Origin of the sequence: Pseudomonas sp. AO-1, from assembly GCF_019775695.1 — a bacterium.
Lineage (GTDB): Bacteria > Pseudomonadota > Gammaproteobacteria > Pseudomonadales > Pseudomonadaceae > Aquipseudomonas > Aquipseudomonas parakoreensis.
The window spans coordinates 5,934,277-5,956,593 of record NZ_CP079947.1 but is presented as its reverse complement, the minus strand read 5'-3'; the positions used below and the strand labels follow the sequence as shown (position 1 = coordinate 5,956,593).

Below are 22,317 nucleotides of genomic sequence, written 5' to 3'. Positions count from 1 at the left end.
ATGTCTTCAACCACTCAAAAAAACATCGATATCAAAAAAAGCCTGGTTGAGGCGATTCTGGCCGGCCTTATTGCCTTGATCGTGTTCGGCCCGATTGTCGGTGTCGTGCTCGACGGCTACAGCTTCAACCTCGAACCAACCCGCGTGGCGTGGATCATCGGCATTGTCATGATCGGCCGCTTTGCCTTGAGCCTGTTTCTGCAGACGCCCAAGGGCCTGAAGATCCTCGATGGATTCGAGAGCACCGGTTCCGGTGTGCATGTGCTGCCTGCCGATCACAAATCACGCTTGCGCTGGATCATTCCACTGCTGATTGTGCTGGCGGTGATTGTGCCGTTTGTCTCCAACTCGTACCTGCTGGGCGTGGTCATCCTCGGGCTGATCTACGTGCTGCTGGGGCTGGGGCTGAACATCGTGGTTGGCCTCGCCGGTCTGCTCGACCTCGGTTACGTGGCGTTCTACGCCATCGGTGCCTACGGTCTGGCGCTCGGTTATCAATACCTCGGGCTGGGCTTCTGGACTGTGCTGCCGCTGGCGGCGATCACCGCGGGTCTGGCCGGCTGCATCCTCGGTTTTCCGGTGCTGCGTCTGCACGGTGACTATCTGGCCATCGTGACCCTGGGCTTCGGTGAAATCATCCGCCTGATCCTCAACAACTGGCTGTCGCTGACCGGCGGGCCGAACGGCATGCCGGCGCCATTGCCGACGTTCTTCGGCCTGGAATTCGGCAAGCGGGCCAAGGATGGCGGGGTACCGTTCCATGAGTTTTTCGGCATCGCCTACAACCCGGACGTGAAGTATTACTTCATCTATACGGTGTTGTTCCTGGTGGTGCTGGCCGTGCTGTACATCAAGCATCGTCTGGTGAAAATGCCGGTGGGTCGCGCCTGGGAAGCCTTGCGCGAAGATGAAATCGCCTGCCGCTCGATGGGCCTGAACCACGTTCTGGTCAAGCTCTCGGCGTTCACTATCGGTGCATCGACCGCCGGGCTGGCCGGGGTGTTTTTCGCCACCTATCAAGGCTTCGTCAACCCGACCTCGTTCACCTTCTTCGAATCGGCGCTGATCCTCGCCATCGTCGTGCTCGGCGGCATGGGCTCGACCATCGGCGTGGTGATTGCTGCATTCGTGTTGACGGTTGCTCCGGAACTGCTGCGCGGCTTCGCTGAATACCGCGTGCTGCTGTTCGGCATCCTGATGGTGTTGATGATGATCTGGCGACCTCGAGGGCTGATCCGCATCAGCCGTACCGGGGTCACCCCACGCAAAGGTGCCATTCACTATGAGAGGACTGCGCCATGAGTGAAGTCGTACTCTCTGTGGAAAAACTGATGATGCACTTCGGTGGCATCAAAGCCTTGAGCGATGTCAGCCTCAAGGTCAAACGCAACTCGATCTTTGCCCTGATCGGGCCGAACGGTGCCGGCAAGACCACGGTGTTCAACTGCCTGACCGGGTTCTACAAGGCCTCCGGCGGCAAGATCGAACTCAACGTGCGCGGCAAGCAGACCAACGTCATCCAGTTGCTGGGCGAGTCGTTCAAACCCACCGACTTCGTCTCGCCGAAAAGCTTCCTCAGTCGCCTGTATTACAAGATGTTTGGTGGCACGCATCTGGTGAACCGCGCCGGCCTGGCCCGGACCTTCCAGAACATTCGCCTGTTCAAGGAAATGTCGGTGCTGGAAAACCTGCTGGTGGCGCAGCACATGTGGGTCAACCGCAACATGCTCGCCGGCATCCTCAACACCAAGGGCTACCGCAAAGCGGAAAGCGATGCGCTGGACTGCGCGTTCTACTGGCTGGAAGTGGTCGATCTGGTGGACTGCGCCAACCGTCTGGCCGGTGAGCTGTCCTACGGTCAGCAACGTCGTCTGGAGATCGCCCGGGCCATGTGCACGCGGCCGCAGATCATCTGCCTCGACGAACCGGCCGCCGGCCTCAACCCTCAGGAAACCGAAGCGCTGAGCGCGATGATCCGGCTGCTGCGCGACGAGCATGATCTGACCGTGGTGCTGATCGAACACGACATGGGCATGGTCATGAGCATTTCCGACCACATCGTGGTGCTGGATCACGGCGTGGTCATCGCCGAGGGTGGGCCCGATGCGATTCGCAACGATCCAAAAGTGATTGCCGCCTACCTGGGCGCCGACGAAGAGGAACTGGTATGAGCAAACCGATCCTCGAACTCAAAGACCTGGACGTGTTCTATGGCCCGATCCAGGCCCTCAAGGGCGTGTCGCTTGAGATCAACGAAGGCGAGACCGTCAGCCTGATCGGCTCCAACGGCGCGGGCAAATCGACGCTGCTGATGTCGATCTTCGGCCAGCCACGGGCGGCGGGCGGACAGATCCTCTATCAAGGCATCGACATCACCCACAAGTCCTCGCACTACATCGCCTCCAACGGCATCGCGCAGTCGCCGGAAGGGCGGCGGGTGTTCCCCGACATGACCGTCGAGGAAAACCTGCTGATGGGCACCATCCCGATTGGCGACAAGTACGCCAAAGAGGACATGCAGCGCATGTTCGAGCTGTTCCCGCGGCTCGAAGAGCGCCGCACTCAGCGGGCGATGACCATGTCCGGCGGCGAACAGCAAATGCTCGCCATTGCCCGCGCCTTGATGAGTCGGCCGAAGCTGTTGTTGCTTGATGAACCGAGCCTGGGCCTGGCGCCGATCGTGGTGAAACAGATCTTCGCCACCCTGCGTGAACTGGCGAAAACCGGCATGACCATCTTCCTCGTCGAGCAGAACGCCAACCATGCGTTGAAGCTGTCGGACCGCGCGTATGTGATGGTCAATGGCGAGATTCGCCTGACCGGTACCGGTAAAGAGCTGCTGGTGAACGAGGAGGTGCGTAACGCTTATCTGGGCGGGCACTGATTCTGCTTGAGTTGTCCACAAAGCCCCGCGACGAAAGTCCCGGGGCTTTTTACATCCCAAGTCCCGCACAAATCCCCTGTAGGAGCTGCCGAAGGCTGCGATCTTTTGATGTTGTTTTTGAAGATCAAAAGATCGCAGCCTTCGGCAGCTCCTACAGTGAATCCATCTTCAATATCAAGTCGATTTGGAAATTGTGGAAAACAAATTCCCATCGCTGTCAAAGCGCGACATATAGACGCTGCAAATGGCTGTTTTTCCACAGTTTTGACTTGTCCCCGTTTGCTGTGGAGCTGGCTGTGAATAACGTGGGAGTAGCTGGCTGAAGCCCTTGTTTGACGTGGCTTGCAGGCTGGTGATCGCTTTTTGATCAGGCGTTTTTGCGGGAGCTGTAGACGCTGTTGTCAACCTTTTTCTAGGCCTCGCGCTAAAGGCAATTCCATGTGAACAAGCCTGTGGATAAGTCTGTGACTAAACTCTGGAAAGACCGCGCTGAGGGCCGTAATTACTGGCCTCGCGCAATCACCGCACTGACCGGCCGGTCGTGCAAAATGCCATCTCCGGCACAACCGCGGCTTCAGGGTCAAGCAAAAAACTTTCTATTTCCCGCGCAAAGCCTTGTGTGGCGCGGCTTTGCGCGTTTCTACTTGCCCCCGGAAACTGTGGAAGGGACTGTGGATAACGTGCGTGCACATGGCTACAGGCCACGGCAGGTATGGCGTAGCGACGGTTGATCAAAATTTGATCGGAATATGTCCCGGTGCGGGTGTTGCTCGTAAATGCCGGGCCGGGCATGCTGGCTGCTGATTTTCTATTCCAATGGCTGCGCTGGCGGCCGACGCAAGGAGAACACGATGTCCAACACCCTGTTTATTACCGGCGCAACCTCCGGTTTTGGTGAAGCCTGTGCCCGTCGATTTGCCGAGGCTGGCTGGAAACTGGTGTTGACCGGTCGTCGTGCAGAGCGTCTGAATGCCCTGTGCGCCGAACTGTCGGAGCAGACTGAAGTGCATGGCCTGGTACTCGATGTACGTGACCGCAAGGCGATGGAAGAGGCAATTGCCAATCTGCCGCCGTCGTTCGCCAAGCTGCGTGGCTTGATCAACAACGCCGGGCTGGCGCTGGGCGTCGATCCGGCACCGAAATGCGACCTCGACGACTGGGACACCATGGTCGACACCAACGTCAAAGGCCTGATGTACAGCACCCGCCTGCTGTTGCCACGGTTGATCGCTCACGGCCGTGGCGCCGGCATCGTCAACCTCGGCTCCATCGCCGGTAACTATCCGTACCCGGGCAGCCATGTGTATGGCGCGACCAAGGCGTTCGTTAAGCAATTCTCGCTGAACCTGCGCTGCGACCTGCAGGGCACCGGCGTGCGCGTCAGCAACATCGAGCCGGGCCTGTGCGAAAGCGAGTTCTCGCTGGTGCGTTTTGCCGGTGACCAGGAACGCTACAACGCCACCTACGCCGGGGCTGAGCCGATCCAGCCGCAGGACATCGCCGAAACGATTTTCTGGGTGCTCAACGCGCCAGCACACATCAACATCAACAGCCTGGAGCTGATGCCGGTGAGCCAGACCTGGGCCGGGTTCGCCATCGAGCGTAACAAGGCGTAAGACCGCATAATGGCCATCGCTGGCAAGCCAGCTCCCACAGGATCGTCGGTATACATAAATCTTGTAATCGACTCGGTACCTGTGGGAGCTGGCTTGCCAGCGATGAGGCCGTAACAGGCAAAACATGGCGATAAGGTAAACTCTCTCCTCAACAACCCCACCGCACCCCGCGGTTTTCAAGGTTTTCGAGGAGTTAAAGTGAGTAACCGAGGTGAGCAGTCGCTGCTCAAACAATCGACCATCCTGATGTTCGCGGTGTCGATTGCCGGGATCGTCACCGGTTTTGTTTCAGGTTCGCAATCCATCCTTTTCGATGGTTTTTTCTCGCTGATCGCAACGTTCATCAAAGTGCTGATGCTGATCACCGCCCGGCTGATCGCCAAAGAGAGCAATCACCGCTTCCAGTTCGGTTTCTGGCATCTGGAGCCGATGGTGCTGCTGATCGAAGGCAGCTTCCTGCTGTTGATCGCGATCTATGCGTTTCTCAACGGTGTGTTCGGCATCATCAACGGCGGCCGCGACATCGAGCTGGGCTTGGTGATCATTTATGCGGCGGTGTTCACCGTCGTCGAGTTCGCCTACTTCTTCTACGTGCGTCGGCGCAATCGCAAACTCAAGTCCAGCCTGATCCAGTTCGACAACATCAGCTGGCTGGTGGACGCGATGCTCTCGGTCGGCCTGTTGATCAGTTTTCTCGTGGCGCTGCTGCTCAAGGCCCAGGGCTTTGAGGCGTGGGCGAAATTTGTCGACCCGCTGATCCTGATCGTGCTGGCGCTGACCATGTTGCCGCCGGCGTTCAAGATCCTCGGCCCCGCGCTGCGCGATGTGCTGGGTATTGCCCCGGACACGCTGGATGACCAGGTGCGTCAGGTCATGGAAGCGGCGAAGGTCGAACACGGTTTCGACGATTACGTGACCTACGTGCAGAAGCACGGACGGGCGCGGTTCATCGAGATTCATGTGGTGCTGCCGGCGGATTACCGGTTGCACAGCGTTGGGCAACTGGATGCGTTGCGGGAGGAGATTTCGGCGCAGTTGGGCGAGCCGGATGCGGCGCGCTGGTTGACCATCAGCTTCACGGGCGACAAGAAGTGGATCGCCTGATTCAGAGCTGCTGAATCTCCTGTGGCGAGCGAGCTTGCTCGCGCTGGGCTGCGAAGCGGCCCCGGATTTTTGTGAGTGCTGCGCACTCAAGCGGGAGCAAGCTCCCTCGCCACAGGATAAGTTCAGTCAATCAGTTCAGGTATTCAGCCAGCCCGCTGTAGCACGTCGCCAAGTGATAAGGCGTTGTTGAAGGCATGTCCTTGCGGCTGACCTCTCCCAGCTCATCTCGGCATTCATGCCACCCGCCCGCGTGCAGAAAACGCTGCTGCAGCGCCTGCAACTGGCGCAGCACGGTGCCTTCGCTGTTAGGGCGCAAGGTCAGGGCGCGCAGGTATTCCGCCTGCGCCCAGATGCGCTGAGTCGAATCTTTCGGGCGACCGTCCAGTTCCAGATCGAGCATCGCCCGCACCGCCCCTGAAGGCTGTTCAACGCCGAATTGCTCGGTGAAAGCAAAGGCTCGCTCCAGCGCCGCGTGCAGTTTCGAACCGCGCAGCAGCGCTGAAGATTCAAGCAGGAAATACCATTCGAACTGATGCCCTGGCTCGTACCAGTTATCCACAGCCCCGAGCGGCTTCTCCATCAACACTCCGTGCTGCGGATCGACGAACTGCGTGTGCATGGCTGTGCATAACTCGACCAGCGCTTGCTGCGTCGCCGCGTCTTCACGTACCGCCAAAGTGGCGAGGAACGCTTCGGCCAAGTGCATCAGCGGGTTCTGCAGTGGCCCGGTTTGCAGGGTGATCCAGTCGCGGTCCAGGCAGGCTTCGTACAGGCCATCACCGGTGGCGAAGCGCTGGCCGATCACTTCCAGTGCAGCGTTGAGCGTGGATTCCACCAGCGGCTCCCGGGACTTGGCCCAGTAATGGGCGCAGGCGAACAGGATGAAGGCGTGGGTGTAGAGGTCTTTGCGCTGATCCAGCGGCTGGCCTTGCGCGTCGATGCTGTAGAACCAGCCGCCGTGCTCGGCATCATGGAAGTGCCGTTGCAGCGAGCGGAACAGCGCGGCGGCGCGCACCTCGGCGTTATCCACAACCCCGATCAGGCTGGAAAACAGGTACAGCTGCCGTGCGCAGGCCATCGCCCGATAGCGTTGCGGTGGCAAGGGTTGATGCGCCGCGTCGAGTGCCTCGTAAGGCAGCGCCATGTCGGCGTTCCAGCCCGGGCCTTGCCAGAGCGGCACGATCACGTTCAGAAAGTGCTGTTGCACGTCGCTGAACAGGGTGGTCAATTCGGGCAGGGAGGTGGAGCGGCAAGCATGGGGCATTGGCGGACGTCGTCACGGCTGGGGCGATTGCGCGACATGGTAGCAGAGAGACTGCTGTTAGAGTCTCGGTGTCTGATCGGCCGTCATCGCTGGCAAGCCAGCTCCCACAAGGATTGTTATCAATTACAAACCTGTGGGAGCTGGCTTGCCAGCGATGAGGCCGGTTCAGGCGATAGAGATCAGCCGGCCAGCAACCAGGCGCCAGTCACCGCCGAAGCAGCACCTGCCACTCGCACCAACGGCGCAGCAGCCTGCGGCAGAACACGAACCACGGCATAACCCGCCGCATGCAGCGCTGCCGTCGCCGCGACAAAACCGGCGGCATACGCCCACGGGCTGCTCATGTCCGGCAGTTCCAGGCCGTGCGCCACGCCATGGAACAACGCGAACAATGCCGTCGCCGCCACCGCCATCACCAGCGGTGGACGCACCGCCAGTGCCACTGCCAGACCCAGCGCCAGCACCGAAGCGGCGATCCCGCTTTCCAGCGCCGGCAACTCCAGCCCTTCAAAACCGAGCATGCCGCCGATCAGCATGGTGCCGACGAAGGTGCACGGCAGCGCCCAACGCGCCGCACCTTGTTGCTGTGCCGCCCACAGGCCGACCGCAATCATCGCCAGCAAGTGGTCGAGGCCGCCGATCGGGTGGCTGATACCGGCGACCAGCCCACTGTCGCCGTGGCCCGGGTGGGCGAAGGCGAGGGCTGGGGTCAGCAGCAGCGCCACGGCGCCGAGAATGCGTTTGAGTGTCATGGAGAAGCTTCCTTGTTGGTCAATAAATCAGGCGGCGTTCAGCAGGCCCTGGCGTTCGATGAAGGCAATGATGTCTTCCAGGCCCTGGCCGGTTTTCTGGTTGCTGAAGACGAACGGCTTGCCGTTACGCATGCGCTGGGTGTCGCTATTCATCATTTCCAGCGACGCGCCGACCAGCGGCGCCAGATCGATCTTGTTGATCACCAGCAGATCGGACTTGCAGATCCCCGGCCCGCCCTTGCGCGGCAGCTTGTCGCCGGCAGAGACGTCGATCACGTAAATGGTCAGGTCTGACAGCTCCGGGCTGAAGGTTGCCGACAGGTTGTCACCACCGGATTCCACCAGAATCAGGTCCAGCCCCGGAAAGCGTCGGTTCAGTTGATCGACGGCTTCGAGGTTGATCGAGGCGTCCTCGCGGATTGCCGTGTGCGGGCAGCCGCCGGTTTCCACGCCGATGATCCGCTCCGGTGCCAGCGCTTCGTTGCGCACCAGAAAGTCGGCGTCTTCGCGGGTGTAGATGTCGTTGGTGACGACGGCCAGGTTGTAGCGATCACGCAGCGCCAGGCACAGGGCCAGGGTCAATGCGGTTTTGCCGGAACCGACCGGGCCGCCGATGCCGACGCGCAGGGGTTGTGTGTTCATGGTTTGTTCTCCTAAGAGCGAAACAGTCGGCTGTACTGGCGCTCATGCGCCATGCACGCCAGAGACAGGCCGAACGCGGCGCTGCCGATGTGTTCGGGATTAATGCGCGTGGCGTCCTGCTGCGCCTGTTGCAGCAGTGGCAGCAGTTCGCTGGTCAGGCGCTGGGCGGCTTGCTGGCCCAGCGGCAGGGTTTTCATCAATACCGCGAGCTGGTTTTCCAGCCAGCTCCACAGCCACGCGGCGAGCGCATCCTGCGGGTTGATGCCCCAGGCGCGGGCCGCCAGTGCCCAGCCAAGAGCCAGATGCGGTTCCGCGCATTGCTCAAGAAAGCGGCGGGCCGGCGCGTCGAGTTCCGGCAGACCGTTGAGCAACTGCTGCAGCGAGTAACCCATCTGCCGACTCTCCAGATGCAACTCGCGGGTCTCGCGGCTGGCGCGGTGGGTTTCGCAGAGATGCAGCAACTCGGGCCAGTTTTCCTCGGCCGCAGCCTGACAATGGGCGAGCAGCAGCGGCGCTTCGAAACGGGCGAGGTTGAGCAGCAGTTGATCGCTGATCCAGCGCCGGGCGCTGTCCGGGTTGTTCACGCGGCCGTTATCCACCGCCATTTCCAGGCCTTGCGAATAGCTGTAGCCGCCAATCGGCAGTTGCGGACTGGCCAGGCGCAGCAGCGCCCAGGCCGGATTCACAGGCGAACGCCGAACTGATGGAGTTTGGGCGCGTAGTTGAAATCTTCGTCGCCATGCCGCGAATGGTGATGGCCGCCGCCGTAGGCACCGTGCTCCGGCTGGAACGGCGCTTCAATCGCTTCGACCTGCGCGCCGAGCTGTTCGAGCATGGCCTTGAGCACGTAATCATCGAGCAGACGCAGCCAGCCATCGCCGACTTGCAGAGCGACGTGGCGGTTGCCCAGGTGATAGGCGGCGCGGGTCAGTTCAAAGGCATTGGCGCAGGTGACGTGCAGCAGTTGCTCGGGGCGGGCGCAGACGCGAACGATGCGGCCGTCTTCGGCCTGCAGGCATTCGCTGTCGTATAACGGTGCCTGACCGCGCTCCAGAAACAACCCGACGTCTTCACCGTCGGCACTGAAACAGCGCAGACGGCTTTTGCTCCGCGCTTCGAAAGTCAGGTGCAACTCGGCGGACCAGACAGGTTGAGGGTCGATTCTGCGATGAATCACCAGCATCGGAAAGCTTCCAGCAGTGGACTTGTAGGAGGGCTAGAGCAAGGGGCTTGCCAACCGTGCGAGATGTAGGAAATCCCTGTCGGAGCGTAGAGGATGTTTCAAGATGTTGCAGAATTTTGGAAGATTTTGGTGCGTGAAGATTTTTACATGCACCAATTTGTGGCCAATAAAAAAGATCGCAGCCTTCGGCAGCTCCTACAGGGGGTTGGTGTAGGAGCTGCCGAAGGCTGCGATCTTTTGATCTTTACTCGGTACTGCCCAGCCCTTGCCAGTGCTTGAGGCCGATAAAGATGAAGCGCAATTGCTGGGTGATCTTCGCCTGGGGTGTCAGATGTTCCGGCAGGGCCTCGGCGGGCGGGTCGATGATGTCCGGCAGGGTGGCGAACACCGATTTGACGATCAGGTCGGCGATCACGCTCAGCCCGGCTGCATCCAGATGTTGCAACTTGGGCATCAGCGTCAGGTCGGCCGCGAGGTCGGCGCTGATGTTCTCGCGCAGACGACCGATTGCCTGACGCACCGGCAGCGAGCCGCCGTACTGCTCGCGGGCAAGAAACAGAAATTGCGAGCGGTTGGCGCTGACCACGTCGAGGAAGATCCGCACCGACGCATCGATGATGCCGCCCATGACGAATTCGTTGTGGCGCACCAGGCGGATGGTCTCGCGGAAGGTCTGGCCGACTTCACTGACCAGCACCAGCCCCAGCTCGTCCATGTCGGCAAAATGCCGATAGAAACCGGTGGGCACGATGCCGGCGGTCTTGGTCACTTCGCGCAGGCTCAGGCTGCCGAATCCTCGGCCGCTTTCCATCAAATGGCGGGCAGCGTCCATCAGGGCATTGCGGGTCTGTTGTTTCTGTTCGGCGCGGGGCAGCATCGCAAAGGCGTTTTCTTGAGCGGGACAAGCGCCGCACTCTAGCAAATCGGCTTTGCTGGCGTCGAACGGCAGGGGGAATGTCAGCGGTAAAAAAGGGTTTTACAGATTGCCAGTGCTGAAAAAGTCAAAAGCCCAATCCGGTGATTGGGCTTTTTTTCCAGGCCGCCATGGGCTTAGCTCAAAGCGCTGTTGCGTTCGATCACACGGTCACCACCACCTTCGGCAACGGCTTGGCCCAGTGGGGTTTTGTCGAAACCGTCTTCGGCAAGGGTCTGGCCTTGTGGGGTGCGGTCACCACCACCTTCAGCGAGGGTTTGGCCTTGTGGAGTGCGGTCGCTGCCATCGGAAGCCAGGGTCTGACCTTGTGGAGTCTTGTCATAGCCGTCTTGCACCAGCCCTTTCTCTTCCAGACGATCACGGCCACCTTCTGCTACAGCTTGGCCTTGTGGCGTCTTGTCGTAGCCGTCTTGTACCAGACCTTTTTCTTCCAGACGATTACGGCCGTTTTCAGCCAGGGTCTGGCCTTGTGGTGTGCGGTCGCCGCCATCAGCAGCCACAGTCTGGCTGAACACCGAGTGGCTGGATTTCACTTGTGGGGTAGCCTGATCGGCAGCGGGCAGGGCGAAAGCAGTGCTGGCTAGCATCGACAGGGTAAGGCTGAGCAGTAATTGGCGTTTCATGATGGGTTGCTCCTTGGGAGGGCGATAAAGTGGGTACGAAGCCAATGCTACTCTCGATAAGTCGATATAAAAGTTCATAAACGCAATGGTAATAATCAACAGAATTGATTGTTCTGCCGAGGCGCTCTAGCTCGGGCGTTTGCGGGCGGTGGTTTTGCACCGCAGTGGGTATTTTCGAGTCACTCGCGCCTCGCAAATGTGCGGGTGGCGGTAACGCTGTTCGACCAATCGGTCAGCATTCGGGCGATTTTTTGCCACGGAATCTATATTCCGATTAAACCTGCGCACTGTTTGCCAGTCGTAGATTTCATGAGGGCCGCTTTGGCCCGCCGTTTCAGCTGTGCGTCGCGAAGTCGGCGTGCGGTCGTCATCAGGAGTTTTGTGCATGACGCGCACCGGGAAAATCTTCAGTTGGACCTTCGCCATCCTCGTACTGCTGCTGGCGGTACTCGTTCTGATCATCGTGTTCTTCGATTGGAACCGGATCAAACCGCCGCTCAACGCCAAAGTCTCGGAAGAACTGCATCGACCGTTTGCCATCAATGGCAACCTCGCGGTGATCTGGCAGCGCGAGCCGGACGAGGGCGGCTGGCGGGCCTGGGTGCCGTGGCCGCATGTGGTGGCTGAAGACCTGACGCTGGGTAATCCGGACTGGTCGAAGCAGCCGCAGATGGTCACGCTCAAACGCGTGGAGCTGCGCATCTCGCCGCTGGCCCTGCTGGCGCAACGGGTGACGATCCCGCGCATCGACCTGACCGAGCCCAACGCGCAACTGCAACGCTTGGCCGATGGGCGCGCCAACTGGACCTTCAAGTTCGACCCGAAAGACCCGAACGCCGAACCGTCGAACTGGGTGGTGGACATCGGCGCCATCGGTTTCGACAAGGGCCACGTCACGCTGGACGACCAGACGCTGAAGACCAATCTCGACGTGGTGATCGACCCGCTGGGCAAACCGATTCCGTTCAGCGAAATCGTCGGTGACAAAGCCGCGAAAACGGCCCAGGACAAAGGCACCGCGCCGCAGGACTATGCGTTCGCGCTGAAGGTCAAAGGCCAGTACCACGGCCAGAATCTCACCGGCCAGGGCAAAATCGGCGGGTTGCTGGCGTTGCAGGACGCGAACAAACCGTTCCCGCTGCAGGCCCAGGCGAAGATCGGCGCCACCAGCCTCGAACTCGCCGGCACGTTGACCGACCCGCTCAACCTCGGTGCCCTCGATCTGCGGCTGAAACTGGCCGGTGCCAGCCTCGGCAACCTCTATCCGCTAACCGGCGTGACCCTGCCGGACACGCCGCCGTACTCCACCGACGGCCATCTGATTGCCAAATTGCATGACGCCGCCGGGGCGAAATTCACCTACGAGCAGTTCAACGGCAAGATCGGCGGCAGTGACATTCATGGCGATCTGACCTATGTCGCCAGTCAGCCTCGGCCAAAACTCAGTGGTGCGCTGCTGTCCAATCAGCTGCTGTTCGCCGACCTCGCGCCGCTGATCGGCGCCGACTCCAATGACAAGCAAAAGGCCCGCGGCGGCGAGAGCAAGCAGCCGACCGACAAAGTGCTGCCGGTGGAAGAATTCAAGACCGACCGCTGGCGCGCGATGGATGCCGACGTCGAGTTCACCGGCAAACGCATCGTGCACAGCGAAAAACTGCCCTTCACCGACCTTTATACCCACCTGAAACTCAACGACGGCGAGCTCAGCCTGGAACCGCTGCGCTTCGGCGTGGCCGGCGGCAATCTGGACGCGCAGATCCGCCTCAACGGTCGCGCCGAACCGCTGGAAGGGCGGGCCAAACTGACCGCGCGCGGGTTCAAACTCAAGCAGTTGTTCCCGACCTTCGAACCGATGAAAACCAGTTTCGGTGAGCTCAATGGCGACGCCGATATCAGCGGCCGCGGCAATTCGGTGGCCAAGCTGCTCGGCGGCGCCAATGGCCAGTTGAAGATGCTGATCAACGACGGCGCGATCAGCCGTGAGCTGATGGAACTGGCAGGGCTCAACGTCGGCAACTACGTGGTCGGCAAGATCTTTGGCGACAAGGAAGTGAAGATCAACTGCGCGGCGGCGGACTTCGACATCAAGACGGGTCTGGCGACCACTCGGCTGTTTGTGTTCGATACCGAGAACGCGATCATCTACATCGACGGCACGGCGAACATGGCCACCGAGCAACTGGACCTGACCGTGACCCCGGAATCCAAGGGCTGGCGTTTGATTTCGCTGCGTTCACCGCTGTACGTGCGCGGCAAGTTCATCAAGCCGGACGCCGGGGTCAAGGCTGTACCGTTGATGCTGCGCGGGGCGGGAATGGTTGCACTGGGCGTGATCGCTGCACCAGCGGCGGGGCTGCTGGCGCTGGTGGCGCCGAGTGGCGGGGAGCCGAATCAATGCGCGCCGCTGCTTGAGCAGATGAAGGCGGGCAAGGCGCCCGTGACCGTCAAGCCAACCAAGTAAAGGCAAGAGCAAACAGATCGCAGCCTGCGGCAGCTCCTACAGGAAGAGCATTCCAGGCTGCGATCTTTTTGTTTCTGTAGCGGCCCCTTCGCGAGCAGGCTCGCTCCCACATTTGAAATGGATTCCAGTGTGGGAGCGAGCCTGCTCGCGAAGACGGTTTTGAAAGGCTTACAGGTCTTTCAGAATGTCGGCCATGTCATCGGCATGCTCTTCTTCCTGCGCGAGGATGTCTTCGAATATGCGCCGAGTCGTCGGGTCTTTTTCGCCGATGTACTGAATGATCTCGCGGTAGCTGTCGATGGCGATCCGCTCGGCCACCAGGTCCTCATAGACCATTTCCTTCAAGGTGTTCCCGGCCACGTATTGGGCGTGGGACATTTTCGACAGCAGGTCCGGGTTGAACTCCGGCTCGCCGCCCAGTTGCACGATGCGCTCGGCCAGGCGGTCGGCGTGTTGCGCTTCCTGGGTGGCGTGTTCGAGAAATTCGTCAGCGGCCACATTGGCTTTCAGACCGTTGGCCATGAAGTAGTGACGCTTATAGCGCAGCACGCAGACCAGTTCGGTGGCCAGCGATTCGTTGAGCAGGCGCAGCACCTCTTCACGGTTGGCACTGTAGCTTTCGGTTACCGCGCCGTTCTCGACGTGTTGCCGCGCACGTTCGCGCAGGGTTTTGACATCCGACAAGTGCAGGTCATCGCTCATTTCGATCTCCAGGAGGCTAATCCAATGGGCGCCACGCTCTACAGGCGTGATCGCTTACCCTGGTTGTGAGTCCTGCGCGACGCAAAAAGTTTTACGAGATTTGCTCCGTCCCCCCTGTAGGCGCTGCCGAAGGCTGCGATCTTGGCGTCAGTCCGGACAACACGGCCTCCTCCTGCAACCAGGCAAAAAACGCCCGCACCGGCGGATGGCGCTCCCGTCCCGGCACGCACAGCGCGCTGTACCCGGCACCCTCAACCTGCACCTGCCCCTTGTACGGCACCAGTAAACCGCTGGCGACGCTCTGCGAGACCAGAATATTGCTCGCAAGGACCAATCCTTGCCCGGCAATTGCCGCTTGCAAGGCGTAGTGCTCTTCGTCGTATTCGCGCATTGCGGGATGCTGGTTCAGCCAGTTCTCACCTGCGCGGGCGCACCACGCTTCCCAGCCGTGGGCATACAGCTTCGAGTTGTGCCAGCGCACGCTGATCAGCGCCGGCGTGCGCCGGGCGGCCAGCGCCACCTGCTCCGGTGAGCCGTACACGCCGAACGCCTCATCGAACAGGCACAAGCCGTAAAGATTGGGGTAGTCGTCAAGGCTGTAGCGCAGCACCAGATCGACGCTGGCGTCCTGATGCAAGTCGATGACTTCGCAGTGGGTATCGAGGCGCACGTTGATGTTCGGGTGCTGCGCATAAAAGCGCCCGAGGCGCGGTACCAGCCATAGCGCGGCGAAGGCGGCCGTGGTCGACAGCGTCAGGCTGCTGCCGCTGCGTTGCGGGCGCAGGGTATCGACGCTTTGCGCCACTTCCAGCAGCGCGCCGTGCAGGCTGCGAAACAGCCGCTCGCCACCTTCAGTCAGGCGCACCTGACGCGGCAAGCGTTCGAACAGGGCGACGCCGAGCCAGTCTTCCAGCGTACGGATCTGATGAGAGATTGCCGTGGGCGTGACCGACAGCTCTTCGGCGGCGGCCTTGAAACTCAGCAGGCGCGAAGCGGATTCGAAGGCGCGCAGGGCGGTCAGCGGCAACGAGGCGAACATTGAAAACTCCATGGATGAAATGAATTCATCCCGACTGATTTTTGCTCATTTGAATGGACGCGGTCACGCGCTTCAAGCTGCAAGCCACAAGCCGTTTGATTCTAGTCCGGAGGAAATACAGATGAGCAAAATTCTTGCAATACATGCCAGCCCACGGGGTGACCGTTCGCATTCACGGCGCCTCGCGGAAAGCTTTCTCAGCGCCTGGCAATTGCGCCATCCGCAGGCGCAGATCACCCGCCGTGAAGTCGGGCGCGCGCTGATCCCGCCAGTCAACGAAGCGTTTGTCGCTGCCGCGTTTCATCCTGAGCCCGAGGCGCGCCCACTGTCGATGCAGGCCGATCTGGCGCTCAGCGATCAATTGGTCGGCGAGTTGTTCGAGCATGACCTGCTGCTGATTTCCACGCCGATGTACAACTTCAGCGTGCCCAGCGGCCTCAAGGCCTGGGTCGATCAGATCGTGCGCCTGGGCCTGACGTTCGACCACACCCTCGACAACGGCGTGGCCCAGTACACCCCGCTGCTGCTGGGCAAGAAAGCGTTGATTGTCACCAGTCGCGGCGGATTCGGTTTCGGCCCCGGCGGTGAACTGGAAGCACTGAACCACGCCGATCCGTGGTTGCGCACCGCGCTGGGCTTTATCGGTATCAACGACGTCACGGTGGTCGCGGCCGAGGGCGAGGAGTCGGCCGAGCGCACCTTCGCCGTGTCAGTGGCCGAGGCCGAGCAGCGTTTGCTCGACCTCGCCCGGACGTTCTAAGTGGCCTGGCTGTTCCTGCTGATCGCCGCCGGGTTCGAAGTCACGTTTGCCATGGGCATGAAGTACGCCGAAGGCTTCACCCGGTTGTGGCCGTCGCTGATCACGGTGCTCGCGGCGATTGGCGGGGTTTACTTCCTGACGCTGGCGATGCGCGAGTTGCCGGTAAGCATCGCCTACCCGATCTGGACGGCGATCGGCTCGCTGGGCACGGTGTTTCTCGGCTTTGCCTTGCTGGGCGAGAGCCTGACCCTGATGAAACTGCTGTCGGTGGGGCTGATTGTGGCGGGGGTGGTGGGCCTGAAGTAGGCTGGTCGTGGAGTTGTCATCATCAGAGAGGATGCTTGGCGGGCGTTTTGCACGTCCGGCATCCACTCAGCGACCACAAGGATGTTTGCCCATGTCACAAGGTACGGCGACACGTTATCCACTGGTGCTGGTGCCGGGCATGCTCGGGTTTATCCGGCTGCTGCTGTATCCGTACTGGTGCGGGATCATCAAGGCGTTGCGCCGTGGCGGGGCGACGGTGATTGCGGTGCAGGTGTCGCCGCTCAACTCCACCGAAGTGCGCGGCGAGCAACTGCTGGCGCGGATCGACGAGATTCTGCGCGAGACCGGCGCGGCCAGGGTCAATCTGTTCGGTCACAGCCAGGGTTCGTTGACCGCCCGTTATGCCGCCGCCAAACGGCCGGATCTGGTCGCTTCGGTCACGTCGGTGGCCGGGCCCAATCACGGTTCGGAACTGGCCGACTATCTGCAGCAACACTACCCGGCGAACACCGCCAAGGGCCGTCTGCTCGAAGCGCTGCTGCGTGTTGTCGGCTGGCTGATGGCATTGCTGGAAACCGGTTACCACGGGCCGAAACTGCCGGTGGATATCCACGCATCGCATCAGTCGCTGACCCGCGAGGGCGTGGCGCTGTTCAATCAGCGTTATCCACAGGGCCTGCCCGAAACCTGGGGCGGGCACGGGCCGGAAGAGGTCAACGGCGTGCGTTATTACTCGTGGTCAGGCACATTGCAGCCGGGCAAGACTGACCGCGGTGGCAACCTGTTCGACGGCACCAACCGCAGCTGCCGGTTGTTCGCGAAAACCTTCGTGCGTGAGCCGGGGCAGTGTGACGGGATGGTCGGGCGCTACAGCTCGCACCTGGGCACGGTAATTGGCGACGACTATCCGCTGGATCACTTCGATATCGTCAACCAGTCGCTGGGGCTGGTGGGCAAGGGCGCGGATCCGGTGCGGTTGTTTGTCGAGCATGCGGCGCGGCTCAAGGCTGCCGGCTTGTAAAGGCAAAGACAAGATCAAAAGATCGCAGCCTGCGGCAGCTCCTACAAGGTTTCAGCGTTCATCCACGCGATCACCTGTAGGAGCTGCCGAAGGCTGCGATCTTTTCCATCAGGCAACGCTGAGTTTGCGGCCTAGAACGGTGGTCCAGCGCTCCGACAGAATCACCCCACCCAACGTCAACACCCCACCCACCAGGTGATACATCGCCAACTGCTCCTTCAACACCACCGCCGCAATCAGCGCGGTAATCAACGGCAACAAGTTAAAGAACAAGGTCGTGCGGCTCGGCCCAAGACGCTGCACCGCCTGCATCCACGCCAGCGGCGCGAGCATCGAGGCCAGCAGGCACGCGTACAGCACCAGCGGAATATTTTGCGCGGTGAAGCCGGTTTTCGGTGAAGCGGCATACAGCGGAAACAGCACCACAATTGCCACCAGCACTTGCAAGTACAACAACACCAGCGGCGGCAGGCGTAACTGCCATTTTTTCAGCAGGGTGCTGTAGATCGCGTAGGCGAGGGTAGCGATCAGCATCATCGCGTCACCCAGATTTACCCCGTGCTGCAGCAGCGCGCCGAGGCTGCCGGACGACACCACCACCAGCACGCCGGCGAACGACAGCACCGCGCCGAACAGTGCCCCAGCGGTCAGACGCTGGCCGAGGCTGATGATGGCCATGGCCAGCGACATCAGCGGCATCAGCGACAAAATGATGCCCATGTTGGTCGCCGTGGTCAGGGTCGCGGCGAAGTAGGCCAGGCTTTGATACACCGCCATGCCCAGCACGCCGAGAACGAAGATCTTGCCCAGATTCGGGCGGATCTGCGGCCAGTGGGCGATCACCGCTTTGAGCATGAACGGCGTGAACAGCAGGCCGGCGAGCAGCCAGCGATAGAAACCGATCTCGGCGGGGAAGATTGCTCCGACCGCCAGTTTGTTGATCACGGTATTGCCGGCCCAGATGAAAATCGCCAGCAGGGGAAACGCGTATTGCATGAGTTAAAACCAGAGCGTTGATGAACCGTGATTATCCCCTGTCTGGATGCAGCCCTATACTGCGAACCGGACAACCTGCCTCTGCAACCGGACAGCATGAACAGTAAACACATCGATCTGCTGGATTTCAGCGAATTGCCGTCGGCGGTGTACTTCCGCTACGCCGACTTCAACGCCCATGAATACGCCGCGCCGCACCGCCATCCGTGGGGCACGCTGGAGTACGCGGCCCACGGTGTGCTGCACATGGACGTCGACGGCAGCCGCTTCATGTCGCCGCCGCAGTACGCGGTGTGGGTGCCGCCGCAGATCGACCACAGTTTCTACAGCCATCAACCGGTCAACTACCGCGCGGTATGCCTCGATCCGAAGGTCTGCGCCAATTTGCCGGAGCGCGCCTGCACGCTGGCGATCAGCGACATCCTCAAGGCGATTCTCAAGGACTTCGCCGCCCGCGACGTGAAGATCCCCGAACTCGACGCCGACCAGCGTCTGGCCCAGGTGCTGGTCGATCAACTGCAACAGGCGCCGGTACATGAATGTTATCTGCCGTACGCGAGCCATCCCGGGTTGCTGGCGATTCTCGATGCATTGCAGGCCGATCCCGGCAATAACCAGCCGCTGGCGCACTGGGCGGCGCAGGTACACGTCAGCGAGCGCACGCTGGCCCGGCAGTTCGTGCGCGAGTTGGGCATGAGTTTCGGCGAATGGCGTCAGCGCCTGCGTTACCTGGCTGCCATCGAGGCACTGGAAAGCACGAAGAGCGTGCAGGAGATCGCCTTCGATCTGGGTTACAGCAGTGGCTCGGCCTTCATCGCCATGTTTGCCCGTCAGGCCGGCTGTACCCCGGAACAGTATCGGCGGAGCCACCTGGAAGGCAGGAAGGTGTAACAAGATTTGGCTACACTTCAGCGGAGGCCGCATCCATCGATGCGGCGACAAGGAGAAAACTCCATGAAGATGTTGCGTGTGCCTTTGTTGATGATCGGTCTGCTCCTGTGTTCCCAGGGTTTCGCCGCCACGGCGCAACAGAACAAAATGACCACCTGCAATGCCGACGCTACCGCCAAGAACCTCAAGGGCGATGAGCGCAAGACTTTCATGAGCACTTGCCTCAAGGCCGCTCCGGCCGCCAATGACGCCAAAGTGCTGACCCCGCAGCAGGAAAAAATGAAGACCTGCAACGCCGACGCGAAAACCAAGGCCCTGACCGGTGATGCGCGCAAGACCTTCATGAGTGATTGCCTGAAGAAAAAATAAGATCAAAAGATCGCAGCCTGCGGCAGCTCCTACATGAGATCGCGATCCTGTAGGAGCTGCCGCAGGCTGCGATCTTTTCGGCGCGACCAGGATGCGGGGCATCTACTCGCTTCGGCGCCGGATCGCTGGCAGACTGCCAATCCTTTTACGCCGTTCGTTTTGAGGCTGTATGCCAACGTTTTCTGAGCGTCATGTTGTGTTTTGGGTCAGTTGCATCATTATTTTTGGCGGTTTGCTGCTGGCATTGCCGCTGCGCTTGTTGCCCAGCCTGCTGGCCGGTTTGCTGGTGTTCGAGCTGGTCAACATGCTCACCCCGCAACTGCAACGATTGATCGAAGGCCGGCGCGCGCGCTGGCTGGCGGTGGCGCTGCTGGGCACCCTGGTGGTCAGCGTGCTGGCGCTGATCTTTGCCGGTGCTATCAGTTTCCTGCTGCACGAAGCGGAAAACCCGGGCGCCTCGCTCGACAAATTCATGGGCGTGGTTGATCGCGCGCGCGGGCAACTGCCGCCGTTTCTCGATGCCTATCTGCCGGCCAGTGCTGCGGAGTTCCGCGTGGCGATTGGTGAGTGGGCGAGCAAACACCTGGCTGACCTGCAACTGGTGGGCAAGGACGCGGCGCACATGTTTGTCACCCTGTTGATCGGCATGGTCCTCGGCGCAATCATTGCCCTGCAGCGGATACCGGATGTGACCAAGCGCAAGCCGCTGGCCGCCGCCCTGTTTGATCGCCTGCACCTGCTGGTGCAAGCCTTCCGCAACATTGTCTTCGCGCAGATCAAGATTTCCCTGCTGAACACCTTCTTCACCGCGATCTTCCTCGCGGTGATCCTGCCGCTGTTCGGCATCAAGCTGCCACTGACCAAGACCCTGATCGTCCTGACCTTCCTGCTCGGCCTGCTGCCGGTGATCGGCAACCTGATGTCGAACACGCTGATCACCATCGTCGGCCTGTCGCTGTCGATCTGGGTGGCGGTGGCGGCGCTGGGTTACCTGATTTTTATCCACAAGCTCGAATACTTCCTCAACGCGCGCATTGTCGGCGGGCAGATCAGTGCCAAGTCGTGGGAGTTGCTGCTGGCGATGCTGGTGTTCGAAGCCGCGTTCGGCCTGCCGGGGGTGGTGGCGGGGCCGATTTATTACGCGTATCTGAAGAGCGAGTTGAAGCTGGGCGGGATGGTTTGATCCGATAACTGTGTTGCCTTAGCTGACGCCATCGCTGGCAAGCCAGCTCCCACAGGATTGATAGCGCTTTCGAAAGCGGCGCAGAACCTGTGGGAGCTGGCTTGCCAGCGATGGGCGCAACGCGGTCTTGGATCAGTTCACGGCGCCGTAGCGCTTCATCGCCTCAATCGCCAGACCGCTGCCAATGCTGCCAAAGATATTCCCTTCCACATGTCGCGCATTCGGCAGCATCGCCGAGACGCTGTTGCGCAGCGCCGGAATGCCGCTGGAGCCGCCAGTGAAGAACACCGTATCGACCTGACCCACCGAGACGTTGGCATCGTTCAACAGCTGCGTGACGCTGCCGCGCACGCGCTCAAGCAGCGCGTCGATCGACGATTCGAACAGGGCGCGGCTCAGTTCCACGCTCAGGCCCGGCTCGATGCGGTCCAGGGGTACGTGGCGGCTGTCGGTGTGGGTCAGCTGAATCTTGGTTTCTTCGACTTCCATCGCCAGCCAGTGCCCGGCGCGCTGTTCGATCAGCTTGAACAGCCGGTCGATACCGCCAGTGTCCTCGATGTCGTAGCGCATGCTGCCCAGCGCCAGGGTGGATTTCTGCGAGTACACCGAGTTGATGGTGTGCCAGGTCGCCAGGTTCATGTGGTGGCTGGTCGGCATGTAGGCGCCGCTCTTCATCCGGCTGCCGTAGCCGAACAGCGGCATCAGGCCTTGCAGGCTCAGTTGTTTGTCGAAATCGGTCCCGCCGATGTGCACGCCGCCGGTGGCGAGGATGTCGTCGTGACGGTTGTCCATGCCACGACGCTCGGGCGACAGGCGCACCAGCGAGAAGTCGGAGGTACCCCCGCCGATGTCGACGATCAGCACCAGCTCTTCTTTTTCGATGGTCGACTCGTAGTCGAAGGCGGCGGCAATCGGTTCGTACTGGAACGACACGTCCTTGAAACCAAGCTTGCGCGCCACTTCGACCAGGGTGTCTTCGGCTTCCTGGTCAGCCAGCGGGTCGTCATCGACGAAAAACACCGGACGCCCCAGCACCACTTGTTCGAACTCGCGACCGGCGGCCGTTTCGGCGCGGCTCTTGAGCTGGCCGATGAACAGCCCCAACAGATCCTTGAACGGCATCGCCGTGCCGAGGACGCTGGTGTCGTGCTTGATCAGCTTGGAACCCAGCAGGCTCTTGAGCGAGCGCATCAGCCGGCCTTCGTAGCCTTCCAGGTATTCGTGCAGGGCCAGACGACCGTAAACCGGACGGCGCTCTTCGATGTTGAAGAACACCACCGACGGCAGGGTGATCTTGTCGTCTTCCAGCGCGATCATCGTTTCCATGCCGGGGCGCAGCCAGCCGACGGTGGAGTTGGAGGTGCCGAAGTCGATACCGCAGGCACGGGCTGGAGAGGCGTTGTTCATGTCTTTCGGGTTCCGGTCAAAAAACGGCCGCGCAGTGTATGTCAGTGCGCGGCAGATTCGAAGGCCGGTCATCTGCTATTTCACGACTAAGCTTCTTGAAAGTCGCAGCTTCGCCCCAAACTTGCTGGCATGGGCCGGCAGACATACCGGCGGTCGCAAGAACCGTCGTCCACTGCCGATAAACTTCTGCTGCGCCACCCGGTCACAAAGTTGAGATCG

Annotated in this window: 23 protein-coding genes; 12 read left to right on the top strand and 11 right to left on the bottom strand. The window is 60.9% G+C overall.

Translation table 11 applies throughout. The features are described 5' to 3' along the window. From livM to KVQ82_RS27145, 5 genes are all read left to right on the top strand, one after another. Complete coding sequence (gene livM, locus KVQ82_RS27165) at positions 1–1,302, top strand: high-affinity branched-chain amino acid ABC transporter permease LivM (RefSeq protein ID WP_041065627.1); 1,302 nt, start codon at positions 1–3, stop codon at positions 1,300–1,302. After that, positions 1,299–2,171, top strand: a complete 873-nt coding sequence (locus KVQ82_RS27160) for an ABC transporter ATP-binding protein (RefSeq protein ID WP_041065624.1) — start codon at positions 1,299–1,301, stop codon at positions 2,169–2,171. The genes livM and KVQ82_RS27160 overlap by 4 nt, the downstream gene beginning before the upstream one ends. Next, positions 2,168–2,884 carry an ABC transporter ATP-binding protein gene (locus KVQ82_RS27155; RefSeq protein WP_041065619.1) on the top strand — a complete coding sequence of 239 codons (717 nt, stop codon included), beginning with the start codon at positions 2,168–2,170 and terminating at the stop codon, positions 2,882–2,884. Before KVQ82_RS27160 ends, KVQ82_RS27155 begins: the two co-directional genes overlap by 4 nt. An 851-nt stretch (positions 2,885–3,735) precedes the next feature. Then, complete coding sequence (locus KVQ82_RS27150; protein ID WP_047291000.1) at positions 3,736–4,500, top strand: SDR family oxidoreductase; 765 nt, start codon at positions 3,736–3,738, stop codon at positions 4,498–4,500. A gap of 198 nt (positions 4,501–4,698) precedes the next feature. Continuing rightward, a complete protein-coding gene (locus KVQ82_RS27145) occupies positions 4,699–5,604 on the top strand; it encodes a cation diffusion facilitator family transporter (RefSeq protein ID WP_222016843.1) in 906 nt (301 codons plus the stop codon). Positions 5,605–5,734: 130 nt separating this feature from the next. On the opposite strand, the gene KVQ82_RS27140 is transcribed toward KVQ82_RS27145, so the two are convergent. From KVQ82_RS27140 to KVQ82_RS27110, 7 genes are all read right to left on the bottom strand, one after another. Continuing rightward, positions 5,735–6,868 carry an AGE family epimerase/isomerase gene (locus KVQ82_RS27140; RefSeq protein ID WP_222016841.1) on the bottom strand — a complete coding sequence of 378 codons (1,134 nt, stop codon included), beginning with the start codon at positions 6,866–6,868 and terminating at the stop codon, positions 5,735–5,737. Between the two features lie 179 nt (positions 6,869–7,047). After that, positions 7,048–7,620 (bottom strand): HupE/UreJ family protein, encoded by a 573-nt coding sequence (locus KVQ82_RS27135; RefSeq protein WP_047291003.1) that lies wholly within the window; start codon positions 7,618–7,620, stop codon positions 7,048–7,050. A 27-nt stretch (positions 7,621–7,647) separates the two neighbouring features. Continuing rightward, entirely contained in the window at positions 7,648–8,262 is a 615-nt protein-coding gene (gene ureG / locus KVQ82_RS27130) for an urease accessory protein UreG (protein WP_041065601.1), read from the bottom strand. Positions 8,263–8,273: 11 nt separating this feature from the next. Beyond that, positions 8,274–8,948 carry an urease accessory protein UreF gene (locus tag KVQ82_RS27125; RefSeq protein ID WP_047291005.1) on the bottom strand — a complete coding sequence of 225 codons (675 nt, stop codon included), beginning with the start codon at positions 8,946–8,948 and terminating at the stop codon, positions 8,274–8,276. Continuing rightward, positions 8,945–9,445 (bottom strand): urease accessory protein UreE, encoded by a 501-nt coding sequence (ureE, locus tag KVQ82_RS27120; RefSeq protein WP_222016838.1) that lies wholly within the window; start codon positions 9,443–9,445, stop codon positions 8,945–8,947. The genes KVQ82_RS27125 and ureE overlap by 4 nt, the downstream gene beginning before the upstream one ends. Before the next feature lie 244 nt (positions 9,446–9,689). Further along, positions 9,690–10,322 carry a TetR family transcriptional regulator gene (locus KVQ82_RS27115; protein WP_007966952.1) on the bottom strand — a complete coding sequence of 211 codons (633 nt, stop codon included), beginning with the start codon at positions 10,320–10,322 and terminating at the stop codon, positions 9,690–9,692. A 173-nt stretch (positions 10,323–10,495) separates the two neighbouring features. After that, the gene (locus KVQ82_RS27110) at positions 10,496–11,002 is read right to left on the bottom strand and encodes a hypothetical protein (RefSeq protein ID WP_041065594.1); all 507 of its coding nucleotides are present in this window, start codon (positions 11,000–11,002) and stop codon (positions 10,496–10,498) included. Between the two features lie 385 nt (positions 11,003–11,387). Between KVQ82_RS27110 and KVQ82_RS27105 the strand changes: the two genes are divergently transcribed. Then, positions 11,388–13,463: an AsmA family protein gene (locus tag KVQ82_RS27105; RefSeq protein WP_108181528.1), complete on the top strand. Its 2,076-nt coding sequence runs from the start codon at positions 11,388–11,390 to the stop codon at positions 13,461–13,463. 168 nt (positions 13,464–13,631) lie between these two features. Here the strand turns inward: KVQ82_RS27105 and KVQ82_RS27100 are convergent, their stop codons facing one another. Next, positions 13,632–14,165, bottom strand: a complete 534-nt coding sequence (locus KVQ82_RS27100) for a bacterioferritin (RefSeq protein ID WP_003221186.1) — start codon at positions 14,163–14,165, stop codon at positions 13,632–13,634. 91 nt (positions 14,166–14,256) lie between these two features. After that, a complete protein-coding gene (locus KVQ82_RS27095; protein WP_222016836.1) occupies positions 14,257–15,216 on the bottom strand; it encodes a LysR substrate-binding domain-containing protein in 960 nt (319 codons plus the stop codon). Between the two features lie 109 nt (positions 15,217–15,325). Between KVQ82_RS27095 and KVQ82_RS27090 the strand changes: the two genes are divergently transcribed. The 3 genes from KVQ82_RS27090 to KVQ82_RS27080 all read left to right on the top strand — a co-directional run bounded on the left by KVQ82_RS27090 (position 15,326) and on the right by KVQ82_RS27080 (position 17,252). Next, on the top strand, positions 15,326–15,964 hold the full coding sequence (locus KVQ82_RS27090) for an FMN-dependent NADH-azoreductase (RefSeq protein ID WP_222016834.1): 639 nt from the start codon (positions 15,326–15,328) through the stop codon (positions 15,962–15,964). Continuing rightward, the gene (locus KVQ82_RS27085) at positions 15,965–16,270 is read left to right on the top strand and encodes a multidrug efflux SMR transporter (protein WP_222016832.1); all 306 of its coding nucleotides are present in this window, start codon (positions 15,965–15,967) and stop codon (positions 16,268–16,270) included. It abuts the gene before it with no gap. Positions 16,271–16,361: 91 nt separating this feature from the next. Beyond that, positions 16,362–17,252 carry a triacylglycerol lipase gene (locus KVQ82_RS27080; RefSeq protein ID WP_222016831.1) on the top strand — a complete coding sequence of 297 codons (891 nt, stop codon included), beginning with the start codon at positions 16,362–16,364 and terminating at the stop codon, positions 17,250–17,252. A 108-nt stretch (positions 17,253–17,360) separates the two neighbouring features. Here KVQ82_RS27080 and KVQ82_RS27075 read toward each other — a convergent pair whose 3' ends face one another. Continuing rightward, positions 17,361–18,248 carry a DMT family transporter gene (locus tag KVQ82_RS27075; protein ID WP_222016829.1) on the bottom strand — a complete coding sequence of 296 codons (888 nt, stop codon included), beginning with the start codon at positions 18,246–18,248 and terminating at the stop codon, positions 17,361–17,363. Positions 18,249–18,344: 96 nt separating this feature from the next. Between KVQ82_RS27075 and KVQ82_RS27070 the strand changes: the two genes are divergently transcribed. The 3 genes from KVQ82_RS27070 (at position 18,345) to KVQ82_RS27060 (ending at position 20,691) form a co-directional block, all read left to right on the top strand. After that, positions 18,345–19,139, top strand: a complete 795-nt coding sequence (locus tag KVQ82_RS27070) for a helix-turn-helix transcriptional regulator (protein WP_222016826.1) — start codon at positions 18,345–18,347, stop codon at positions 19,137–19,139. Positions 19,140–19,202: 63 nt separating this feature from the next. Continuing rightward, positions 19,203–19,508: a PsiF family protein gene (locus KVQ82_RS27065; protein ID WP_041065573.1), complete on the top strand. Its 306-nt coding sequence runs from the start codon at positions 19,203–19,205 to the stop codon at positions 19,506–19,508. 169 nt (positions 19,509–19,677) lie between these two features. Beyond that, on the top strand, positions 19,678–20,691 hold the full coding sequence (locus KVQ82_RS27060; RefSeq protein WP_108181534.1) for an AI-2E family transporter: 1,014 nt from the start codon (positions 19,678–19,680) through the stop codon (positions 20,689–20,691). Positions 20,692–20,823: 132 nt separating this feature from the next. On the opposite strand, the gene KVQ82_RS27055 is transcribed toward KVQ82_RS27060, so the two are convergent. Further along, positions 20,824–22,098, bottom strand: a complete 1,275-nt coding sequence (locus KVQ82_RS27055; RefSeq protein WP_222016823.1) for an Hsp70 family protein — start codon at positions 22,096–22,098, stop codon at positions 20,824–20,826. Between the last annotated feature and the right edge of the window lie 219 nt (positions 22,099–22,317).

Excerpts from the sequence above, each read along its gene's own strand:
- livM (WP_041065627.1), top strand. The coding sequence starts at position 1 with ATGTCTTCAACCACTCAAAAAAACATCGATATCAAAAAAAGCCTGGTT.
- KVQ82_RS27080 (WP_222016831.1), top strand. The coding sequence starts at position 16,362 with ATGTCACAAGGTACGGCGACACGTTATCCACTGGTGCTGGTGCCGGGC.
- KVQ82_RS27065 (WP_041065573.1), top strand. The coding sequence starts at position 19,203 with ATGAAGATGTTGCGTGTGCCTTTGTTGATGATCGGTCTGCTCCTGTGT.
- KVQ82_RS27070 (WP_222016826.1), top strand. The coding sequence starts at position 18,345 with ATGAACAGTAAACACATCGATCTGCTGGATTTCAGCGAATTGCCGTCG.
- KVQ82_RS27155 (WP_041065619.1), top strand. The coding sequence starts at position 2,168 with ATGAGCAAACCGATCCTCGAACTCAAAGACCTGGACGTGTTCTATGGC.
- KVQ82_RS27060 (WP_108181534.1), top strand. The coding sequence starts at position 19,678 with ATGCCAACGTTTTCTGAGCGTCATGTTGTGTTTTGGGTCAGTTGCATC.
- KVQ82_RS27075 (WP_222016829.1), bottom strand. The coding sequence starts at position 18,248 with ATGCAATACGCGTTTCCCCTGCTGGCGATTTTCATCTGGGCCGGCAAT.
- KVQ82_RS27160 (WP_041065624.1), top strand. The coding sequence starts at position 1,299 with ATGAGTGAAGTCGTACTCTCTGTGGAAAAACTGATGATGCACTTCGGT.
- KVQ82_RS27135 (WP_047291003.1), bottom strand. The coding sequence starts at position 7,620 with ATGACACTCAAACGCATTCTCGGCGCCGTGGCGCTGCTGCTGACCCCA.
- KVQ82_RS27115 (WP_007966952.1), bottom strand. The coding sequence starts at position 10,322 with ATGCTGCCCCGCGCCGAACAGAAACAACAGACCCGCAATGCCCTGATG.
- KVQ82_RS27110 (WP_041065594.1), bottom strand. The coding sequence starts at position 11,002 with ATGAAACGCCAATTACTGCTCAGCCTTACCCTGTCGATGCTAGCCAGC.
- KVQ82_RS27150 (WP_047291000.1), top strand. The coding sequence starts at position 3,736 with ATGTCCAACACCCTGTTTATTACCGGCGCAACCTCCGGTTTTGGTGAA.
- ureG (WP_041065601.1), bottom strand. The coding sequence starts at position 8,262 with ATGAACACACAACCCCTGCGCGTCGGCATCGGCGGCCCGGTCGGTTCC.
- KVQ82_RS27140 (WP_222016841.1), bottom strand. The coding sequence starts at position 6,868 with ATGCCCCATGCTTGCCGCTCCACCTCCCTGCCCGAATTGACCACCCTG.
- KVQ82_RS27055 (WP_222016823.1), bottom strand. The coding sequence starts at position 22,098 with ATGAACAACGCCTCTCCAGCCCGTGCCTGCGGTATCGACTTCGGCACC.
- KVQ82_RS27100 (WP_003221186.1), bottom strand. The coding sequence starts at position 14,165 with ATGAGCGATGACCTGCACTTGTCGGATGTCAAAACCCTGCGCGAACGT.
- ureE (WP_222016838.1), bottom strand. The coding sequence starts at position 9,445 with ATGCTGGTGATTCATCGCAGAATCGACCCTCAACCTGTCTGGTCCGCC.
- KVQ82_RS27090 (WP_222016834.1), top strand. The coding sequence starts at position 15,326 with ATGAGCAAAATTCTTGCAATACATGCCAGCCCACGGGGTGACCGTTCG.
- KVQ82_RS27105 (WP_108181528.1), top strand. The coding sequence starts at position 11,388 with ATGACGCGCACCGGGAAAATCTTCAGTTGGACCTTCGCCATCCTCGTA.
- KVQ82_RS27095 (WP_222016836.1), bottom strand. The coding sequence starts at position 15,216 with ATGGAGTTTTCAATGTTCGCCTCGTTGCCGCTGACCGCCCTGCGCGCC.